Annotated in this window: 8 protein-coding genes; 5 read left to right on the top strand and 3 right to left on the bottom strand. The window is 45.9% G+C overall.

Features of this window, described 5'->3' with window-relative positions; genetic code table 11:
- Nucleotides 1-163 precede the first annotated feature (163 nt).
- Complete coding sequence (locus ACWVCM_RS03315) at nucleotides 164-1,387, top strand: SGNH/GDSL hydrolase family protein (RefSeq protein ID WP_455200286.1); 1,224 nt, start codon at nucleotides 164-166, stop codon at nucleotides 1,385-1,387.
- 334 nt (nucleotides 1,388-1,721) lie between these two features.
- A complete protein-coding gene (gene trhP, locus ACWVCM_RS03310) occupies nucleotides 1,722-3,119 on the top strand; it encodes a prephenate-dependent tRNA uridine(34) hydroxylase TrhP (RefSeq protein ID WP_455200285.1) in 1,398 nt (465 codons plus the stop codon).
- Here trhP and nfi read toward each other — a convergent pair.
- The gene (nfi, locus tag ACWVCM_RS03305) at nucleotides 3,116-3,775 is read right to left on the bottom strand and encodes a deoxyribonuclease V (protein ID WP_455200284.1); all 660 of its coding nucleotides are present in this window, start codon (nucleotides 3,773-3,775) and stop codon (nucleotides 3,116-3,118) included. The two genes, trhP and nfi, sit on opposite strands and share 4 nt — an antisense overlap.
- A 397-nt stretch (nucleotides 3,776-4,172) precedes the next feature.
- On the opposite strand from nfi, the gene ACWVCM_RS03300 reads away from it, so the two are divergent.
- The 3 genes from ACWVCM_RS03300 (at nucleotide 4,173) to ACWVCM_RS03290 (ending at nucleotide 7,076) form a co-directional block, all read left to right on the top strand.
- Complete coding sequence (locus ACWVCM_RS03300; RefSeq protein ID WP_455200283.1) at nucleotides 4,173-5,672, top strand: hypothetical protein; 1,500 nt, start codon at nucleotides 4,173-4,175, stop codon at nucleotides 5,670-5,672.
- 5 nt (nucleotides 5,673-5,677) lie between these two features.
- Nucleotides 5,678-5,932 (top strand): hypothetical protein, encoded by a 255-nt coding sequence (locus ACWVCM_RS03295; protein WP_455200282.1) that lies wholly within the window; start codon nucleotides 5,678-5,680, stop codon nucleotides 5,930-5,932.
- A gap of 313 nt (nucleotides 5,933-6,245) precedes the next feature.
- Complete coding sequence (locus ACWVCM_RS03290) at nucleotides 6,246-7,076, top strand: hypothetical protein (RefSeq protein ID WP_455200281.1); 831 nt, start codon at nucleotides 6,246-6,248, stop codon at nucleotides 7,074-7,076.
- A gap of 38 nt (nucleotides 7,077-7,114) precedes the next feature.
- On the opposite strand, the gene ACWVCM_RS03285 is transcribed toward ACWVCM_RS03290, so the two are convergent.
- Both ACWVCM_RS03285 and ACWVCM_RS03280 read right to left on the bottom strand, forming a co-directional pair.
- Entirely contained in the window at nucleotides 7,115-7,972 is an 858-nt protein-coding gene (locus ACWVCM_RS03285) for a sulfotransferase domain-containing protein (protein WP_455200280.1), read from the bottom strand.
- A gap of 30 nt (nucleotides 7,973-8,002) precedes the next feature.
- The gene (locus ACWVCM_RS03280; RefSeq protein ID WP_455200279.1) at nucleotides 8,003-8,488 is read right to left on the bottom strand and encodes an FKBP-type peptidyl-prolyl cis-trans isomerase; all 486 of its coding nucleotides are present in this window, start codon (nucleotides 8,486-8,488) and stop codon (nucleotides 8,003-8,005) included.
- Nucleotides 8,489-8,607 lie beyond the last annotated feature (119 nt).

Below are 8,607 nucleotides of genomic sequence, written 5' to 3'. Positions count from 1 at the left end.
GTTTAAAGTGGCGCCGTGGAACGAGGAGTACTCATCCGCGCAATACCAGGATCAGGAGTAGGTCGTCGTAAATATTCTTCGCAGTAAATAGACAAGGTTCAAATATTTTGGTCGTACACCTGGTTCATAAATAGAGCCAGGCCTGGATAGAGATTATGTGTCAATGAATATCGATTTAAAGGCCCAACCTAAAGTGTTATGGGCTTCTGCAATTATATCCATCGTTGTCCTGTTCGAGGTTTCCTATTTATTCATATTAACAATAGAGTCTTTGGCAGGTATCGGGCTGTTTGTTTTCATCACTTTTGTGTTAGCGGTGGCAGCGGGGATTTTTGGATTGTTGATGAAAAATCATCAATCTAAATACAAATCTGTCGTACAAAACCTGTTTTTATTGCTGTTGTCCCTATCCAGCGCCTTCATATTATTTGAAGGTGCGTTGAAATATCTCGAGACTGAAAATCAAACTCAATCCAGTCAAAATGGATTAAGTGGCAATGGCCTGGTCATGCCGGAAGAGTTGAAACGTAATCCTGTTACTGTTGAGGGCAGTGAGCGCTCCTATCACTGGCAGGGCGTGTTACATGTTCATAAATATGAAGGATTCAGAAGGACATCTGAATTTCCGGCAAAGCAAAAGGAAGTATTTAGAGTTATCGTATTAGGTGATTCGTTGACTTACGGATATGGTATCGATGCAAAAAGTACCTATGCCAGTTTGATAGACGCTGCCCTCTCAGAAACATATCGAATTGAAGTGCTGAATTTGGGTGTATCCGGCTATCAGTCAGAAGATATTCTTCAAATTGCGAAAAAATATCTGCCACTTCTGGAACCTGATCTGGTTATTTACGGAATGTGCCTGAATGACTTTTTACCGTCAGGTACAGGCCAGTACCAGGCAAGCCTCGAATACCAGGTTCCATTTCCAATGAAAAGCGTGTTTATTGAAAGAACCACCGTCGGGCAGTTTTTATCTGAAAAGTATAATGCCTTGCTAATCAATTTTGGATTAAGAAACGATTTTTTTGCCGACATTATGAAAGACTTTAGTAGCTATCAGTCACGTTTTTCACAAGATGTGCATTCGCTAAGCGAGTTTGTTCAGGCTCAACATAAAACAACATTACTGGGAATGGTGTTAAACCAGTACCCATGCCTGGACTGCCGCAGTTATGAGATTACACAGATTGCAGAAAAACACATGGCGGCGTCAGGCATTAATGTAATACCTGCAGATTATATTAAGCAATACGCGGATAAAAACATTCAGCTCTACGTCAATCAATGGGAAGGGCATCCTAATGAAACGGCTAACCGGATTTTTTCAGAACAGCTTGTATCGGTCATTAGTGATCTGCCCGAGCTGCGATCGTATCTTCGTTAGCATATGGCTGGATTCTGCTGCTGCCTGTTTGCCTGAGAAAAGCTGCCGGGGCCAATTTAAAACTATTAAGTGTTTGATGCGGCGTACGTTATTGGGCAAGCCAAACAGATTTTATGGAATCTTGTCGACTTATACCTCCACATATTATGTGAACTTTAATGACGTCAGGCGCGTCAAACCTCAATTAGTAAAATTTATCCAGCAATTTCGGTAAATTCAGGTAAAATAGCGCCCCTGTGAATCAATTGCTAGCGGTGCCATTGCTATAAGTTACACTGCGATAAGTACCATGCCAGTTAATGCTATACCTGGAAATCCCGGATCTTAGAAATCGATGTCTTCAAAAACGTTACCATCAAAACCTGAGTTGCTTTCGCCGGCAGGCTCCCTGAAGCATATGCGATATGCGTTTGCTTTCGGCGCAGATGCTGTATACGCCGGTCAGCCTCGTTACAGCCTGCGAGTGCGCAATAACAGTTTTGATATGTCGAACCTGGAGATTGGGATTAACGAGGCCCACCAGCAGGGCAAACAGTTTTTTGTGGCCAGCAATATCATGCCGCACAACAGCAAGGTTAAAACCTACCTGGCAGATATGAAACCTGTGATTGCGATGGGGCCGGATGCCCTGATCATGGCGGACCCGGGATTAATTGCCATGGTGCGAGAAAACTGGCCCGAGATGCCTGTTCATTTATCCGTGCAAGCCAACACGGTGAACTACGCCGCTGTGAAATTCTGGCAATCCCTGGGTGTAACGCGGGTTATTCTTTCCCGGGAGCTGTCGCTGGACGAAATTGAAGAAATCCGCCAGCAATGTCCTGACATTGAGCTGGAAGTATTTGTCCATGGCGCATTGTGTATTGCCTATTCAGGCCGTTGCCTGTTGTCCGGCTATTTCAATCATCGAGACCCTAACCAGGGGACCTGTACCAACGCCTGTCGTTGGCAATACAAGGTGCATGATGGCAATGAAGACGATGCGGGTGATGTACAGGTCAAGCTGGAAAAAATTGATTTTGATGCCATGGGTGCCATCAACAATCCGGAAGCATTTCCTGATACTAATAGCGTGAAACGCCATCCACTGGCTGACCAGACATACCTTATCGAAGAGGGAAATCGTCCCGGAGAGTATATGCCGATTCTGGAGGATGAACATGGCACTTATATAATGAACTCCAAGGACCTACGTGCCGTGCATTACGTGGACCGGCTGGTGAAAATGGGCATCGACTGTTTGAAAATCGAAGGACGAACCAAGTCCCACTACTACGTCGCGCGCACCGCGCAGATTTATCGCCAGGCTATAGACGATGCCGTGGCCGACAAACCTTTTGATCCTTCGTTATATAAACAGTTAGAAGATCTTGCCAACCGTGGATACACCGATGGTTTTTACCAGCGTCACCCTGATCAGGCGTATCAGAATTATCTCAACAATTATTCTGATAAAGGTAAGCAACGCTTCGTGGGTGAGATTCTCAGCTATGATCAAACCACGGGAATGGCCGAAGTTGCCGTTAAAAACCGCTTTGATGCCGGTGATCAACTGGAGGTTATTCTACCCAGTGGTAACTACAGTGTTGAAGTGAACCACATAGAAAGCGAAGAAGGGGAAAGTATGGAGTGCGCTCCCGGGAGTGGTTACGTGGTGAAGATTCCATTACCGCTCAAAGAAAATGTCGCCAGTGGGCTATTGGCTAAAACCCTTCCTGCTTCCACTAACTAACCGGAAGCCAGTTTGTGCGCCCAACGGGTGGTTTCCGGCAGGCGGTACCTGGTAGTACATCGCAGGGTATAATCAATGGCAGTCGCCAGGTCCACCTTGTGGCCAATGGAAACAAACACAGGCGATACATTTGACCGGGTTCTTAATATGGCACCAATAATGTCGTTCCCATTCATCAACGCTTGCCAGTCTCCTTTTTCAGTTCCGACATCCTGATGAGTTCCAATTAAGCGCGACTTGGCAACGCCAATGCTCGGTATTCCCGTCCATAAACCCAGGTGACAGGCCAGCCCGAATCGACGAGGGTGGGCCAGGCCCTGCCCATCGCATAACAACAGATCGGGAATGATTTTCAATTTCTCAAATGCGATGAGTGCGGACGGTACTTCGCGAAACGATAGATAGCCGGGTACATAGGGTAAGCGGGTCTTATCGCGTACAATTTGTTGCTCAACTATTTCTAAATCCGGGAAGCTCAGTACTGCAATCGCAGCCCGGGTGATTTTGCCATTGCTTTCGAAGCCGATATCAATTCCCGCGACATTATTGACGCGTTTCAACTGATTCAATGTGATGACTTTGTCGCGAAACTGTTCCTGTATTACTTTTGCATCGGCTATGGTGTCGGGCCAGGAATGCAGCGGTTTTATTTTCATTTAGCTAAACATGTACTTAAGCTGTGATTTTGGAGGCCTGGTTGTTTCATCCAGGGGCTACATTAAATGAATAACGTCATGTTAATTGACACAGCTTAATGGGAAAACACAAGGTGGTCGAGCGCCTGCCTGGATATATAGCGGGCAAACACGATGAACTAATTACACGTGCCGGGTATCCAATACTGAAATTTACGAAGTACTATGCCTGTCTATTGGACATTGGTTAAATTATTTCCAATCCTTTGTTTTTTATCGTTTAATGCCCATTCTCAAAAACCGCTTAAACTGTCTATGAGATAAACAGGTTTTCGGGTAGACTGTACGCCTTGAATTTTCAGCAGTTATTCATTGCTCCAGAATATATCCGCGGATTTACACAGGTAGTTAATTAAACATGTTGTTGCACATAGTAAAAATTCCAGTACGTCCCCACCTCTATATAGCGATTGCGTTGAGCCTGGCGCTCGCGGCATGTGATAAAGAAGACGATCCGGATATTACTGCACCCTTGATTGAGATTACATTTCCAGAGATGGGTTCCAACATAACAGGCAGTGCAGATGTGACAATCCAGGGCGTGGTCAGTAGCGATACTGCCCGAGTCGAAGTCACCCAGGTAATTGAAGAGTCCGGTAGCGAAACAATCTTCGATGCTAATTTATCAGGGACCGATTTCACCGCGGATGTCACCCTGGGTAATAACGCCAATACCATCTCTACCATGGCAGAAGACGGAACGGGTAACAGTACCATGTTAAGGTTTACTCTGTTCTATCCGGTGCTCGCATTGAGCAACGGGATGTCCGCCAGCTATGTCATTGGGCAAAACGCATTTAATGCGAATGATCCCAACCGGGGAAGTACGGTTGCCGCGAATACCTTGAGTGGAGTGGTGGGAACCTTAATCGAGTGGCAGAACACCAGACTCTATATTCCGGATACCGGCAACCATCGTGTACTGGGTTTCAATGATATTCCCACAGCGTCAGACGTCAGCGCTAATTTTGTCATTGGGCAGGACAATTTAACTTCTGCGGTATCTGATACTACGGCAAGACGATTTAGCAGTCCGTCAGGTGTGTATGTCACTAACACCCAGTTTTTTGTCGCTGACACGGGGAATAACCGGGTGCTCATCTGGGACACCCTGCCCGTTGATGGTAATTTGGACGCCAATTATGTGGTTGGCCAGCTGGATTTTACATCGGCAGCTTCTGGTTGCAGTTCCAGTACTTTGTCGGGACCAGGCAGTGTATTTGTAGCGGGCGACAAGCTGGTTGTCGCAGATAATGTGAACCAGCGAGTCCTGATCTGGAATGCGATTCCCACTGCCGATGGTGCGGCTGCGGATATCGTCATTGGCCAGCAAAACTTTGATAATTGCCTGCCCAATGATAGCGATGGCGACGGCGTGACAGATTTACCAACAGCGTCAACCTTGAGTAATCCCGGAGGTATCTGGACCGATGGTGTTCGGCTGCTGGTGGCAGATACCGGCAACCATCGCGTGTTGCTCTGGAATAGCTTTCCCACAAGCAATGGGCAGGCGGCAGATGTTGTATTGGGACAAACAGACATGACAATGGCGACTGCCGAATTAAGTCAAAGCGGATTGGACAGTCCTAAATCGGTAACAAGCAATGGTAACCAGGTGGTTGTTGCGGATAGCGGAAACGTAAGAGTGCTAGTCTGGAATACTATTCCAGCCAGCAACAAGCCAGATGCGGACAGAGTGATTGGCCAGGCTGATTTCACCAGCAATACGCCAATATTGGGACAGGATACATTAACCACCGCCGACAACGTTTTCGTAGACCGCAGAAATTTGTTTGTTGTCGATGGTAATCGTATTCTGATGTTTGTAGATCCCACCCAGCCAGTAGAAACGGAGTAACCAAAATGCCAACTTATGATTATCGCTGTGACGCAAATGCGAAAATTATTGAAGTCAAACACCCTATGAGCCAGGATGTAAAAACCTGGGGTGAATTATGTGAGCTGGCTGGCATGGATAGCGGTGATACACCGGCTAATAGCCCGGTTAAGCGTTTACCCACCGGCGGTAATATTGTCAGTAAGTCAGCGTTAAAGAATAGTGAGCCTCCCTGTGCCAGCGGACCTTGTTGCGGCGCGGGTGCCTGTGATTTTAGCTAGCAGCGCTCTTTTTTCACCCGATTACTCAAAGCGCATTTCTCCTGATATATCAGAAGTTTAAGCCTCGGAATGATTGCGCCCCGGATTCAGGATGCTTTAAGCCCGTGTATTCCAGAACATAATATCAATAGCGAGTTTTCGTAATATTAGCCTGTGACGATTAAAAGATTTAAACAGCACACATCCAATTTAGCTGTTTTGCGTGACACAATTCCCAAACAACCTCAAATTTTTCACCATTCTGTCGATATAAAAGTTAATTAGATCACACTTCTTAATCTGATCATCTGGTAGCGGGAATTGGAGAATTGAGATGGGTTTGTTAGATGATTTAAAACAGCAAAGTCAAACTAAAAAAGCTGAAGAAAACCAGGAAAGCCAACGCAGGGAAAAGGCTGAAGAGTTTTATCGTCAGAAGGTTCAGCCCAAACTGACAGAAATCTACACCCACTACGCGGAACTTACCAAGCATCTGAACTATGTTAAGCCAGAGACCATTGCCAGATATGGTGTAAATGTGGCAGGCCAGGAAGCGGAATTCCATCAGGGGGATTATAAAGTTCAGGTCGACAGTATGACCGATACCAACTATATCTCGATTCGTTGTACCTGCTCCCGACCCACTGATATAGAGTTCGTGGTTGAAGATCCAAGCGCAATTAACAAAAACAAGAATTTTCTAAATGAAAATGGTTTGAATTATCAGGTGTATCCTCGTAACAATGGCGAGCCAGGTGCCCGCTTTACGATTCAGGCTGAGATAACCGCAGAATTGCTCTTTGAAGGAGACCGGCAGAAAGGGTGTATAAACCTAAAAGTCATCAATTTCGAATCATTAGGACGACGGACCAGGGTTATGCAGATTAACGAAATTGATGAGCAATTTCTCGATGGGCTAGATCGCTTCCTGATTCGTGAAAACAACAATTTCTTTAAGCTGGATATTGATGAGAAAGCCAAGGAAGAAATTCGTGCGAAAGTTCAGGCCGAGCAACGCAAGCGTATGGAAGAGCTGAAGGAAATGGAGCGTATGGCCAGGGAAGAAGAGGTAAGGGACAAGCTGGAAAAAGAAAATAAGGGCGTCAGGAAAGGCTTAAAATTAATTAAAAACATCCCCGCTAAAAAAATCTTTAAACAAGCTTGATTAACAAGTGCATATGATCAGGGATGTGACAGGTACGCTTAATCAATTCCAATAAATCGTAAACAATCCTCGGGCAAAATATCTTTTGCCCTGTCCAAAATTCGTTGCTCCTGCTCCGGATCCATCAGGGACTTATGATCACCAACCCGACCTTTTCTGATAAATCCTCCGGGCTTAAACAATGATTCTCCCGAGGCAGATCGAGTGGTAAATTTTTCCGTATGCTGTTTCATCCAGGAGAAGGAACAAAACTCAAGCGCCTGTTCCAGTTTGGGTTTATCCAGCTCCCAACTTAGAAACGACAGTATTTGTTGAGCGCAGGATTTCAGATCTTTCACCATGTCTTCATAACGTAACCACAGTACGTTTTCATCATCGATATGCGGCCACCAGCTTTGCACATTGCGATACCAGGCGCCGAACGACATCCAGTCTTCAAAATATTCGTCAAATGATTGCGGACGTGTCATGTGGACATTTTCCAGAGCGCTATCGGTCATTGACATGACGTGATGGTAAAAGCTCACGCAACAATCACGAGGGTCTCGTGAACTCAAAATGATGCGTGCTGTGTTTACGCCAGGTGTTTGTTGGTAAGTGCAATGTGTTTTGAACAGGCGTGGATCGGGCAATTGCTCATAATATTCCAGCATTTGCTGCCATGTCCTGCCATTTCGAGGAAGTTCCAGCCAGGGTACAACCTGATCGATAGTAGAGAAAGTGCTGTCACCACCTGTTTTTAGCTGATGCAGAATCTGTTGCATCCAGGTGGTGCCTGCTTTTGGTGCTGTCGTAATTAGTACATCAGTGGGGCGCGCCTTGAAATGTGCAAGAACATAGGGATCGTGTAACGGACTCCATTCGCCCCACCTGGGATCGATATTTGATTCTACCATTGAGCAACGATAGATTCTGAATGCTAGTGCTTAACCGTGATGATGACCGCCAGGTCCATGTACATGCCCATGGTCAATTTCTTCCTGGGTGGCTTCCCGGATATCGACAACTTTGACGTCGAAGTTGAGATGATAACCCGCTAATGGGTGGTTGGCGTCAACCGTGACTTCTTCATCGCTAACATCGACAACAGTGACTGTTAAATGTTGCCCATCAGGACCGGCAGCATGATACTGCGCACCGACCTTTATCTCTTCTTCTCCAAACATGGTCTTTGGAACGGCCTGCTTTTTAGAGTCATCCCTTACGCCATATGCCTGCTCTGGTGCAACTCGCACCGATAGTTCTTCACCCACTGCTTTGCCGGCTAATTCAGTTTCAAGCCCTGGAATAATATTGCTCGCGCCGTGCAGGTAAACTAATGGTTCTGCACCGCTGGATGTGTCGACAATGTTGCCGTCATCGTCTTTTAAGGTGTAGTCAATGCTGACTACTTTATTCGCTTCAATTTTCATTATCTATCTCCAGCTCTTTCGTGACAATTCAAGTTCTGCTTACTTTCAATCACACGTAATGAGGGAGAAATGATGGCGCTTGATGCCCAAATTAGCGGCGCGAGTGAGAGCAAATACAA

The organism is Kaarinaea lacus, from assembly GCF_975902315.1.
Note: the sequence above shows the minus strand (reverse complement) of the source record. Positions and strands in the feature narration are given on the sequence as shown.

Bases quoted from the DNA above. Each gene is read 5' to 3' on its own strand.
- ACWVCM_RS03315 (WP_455200286.1), top strand. From the start codon at position 164: ATGAATATCGATTTAAAGGCCCAACCTAAAGTGTTATGGGCTTCTGCA.
- trhP (WP_455200285.1), top strand. From the start codon at position 1,722: ATGTCTTCAAAAACGTTACCATCAAAACCTGAGTTGCTTTCGCCGGCA.
- nfi (WP_455200284.1), bottom strand. From the start codon at position 3,775: ATGAAAATAAAACCGCTGCATTCCTGGCCCGACACCATAGCCGATGCA.
- ACWVCM_RS03300 (WP_455200283.1), top strand. From the start codon at position 4,173: ATGTTGTTGCACATAGTAAAAATTCCAGTACGTCCCCACCTCTATATA.
- ACWVCM_RS03295 (WP_455200282.1), top strand. From the start codon at position 5,678: ATGCCAACTTATGATTATCGCTGTGACGCAAATGCGAAAATTATTGAA.
- ACWVCM_RS03290 (WP_455200281.1), top strand. From the start codon at position 6,246: ATGGGTTTGTTAGATGATTTAAAACAGCAAAGTCAAACTAAAAAAGCT.
- ACWVCM_RS03285 (WP_455200280.1), bottom strand. From the start codon at position 7,972: ATGGTAGAATCAAATATCGATCCCAGGTGGGGCGAATGGAGTCCGTTA.
- ACWVCM_RS03280 (WP_455200279.1), bottom strand. From the start codon at position 8,488: ATGAAAATTGAAGCGAATAAAGTAGTCAGCATTGACTACACCTTAAAA.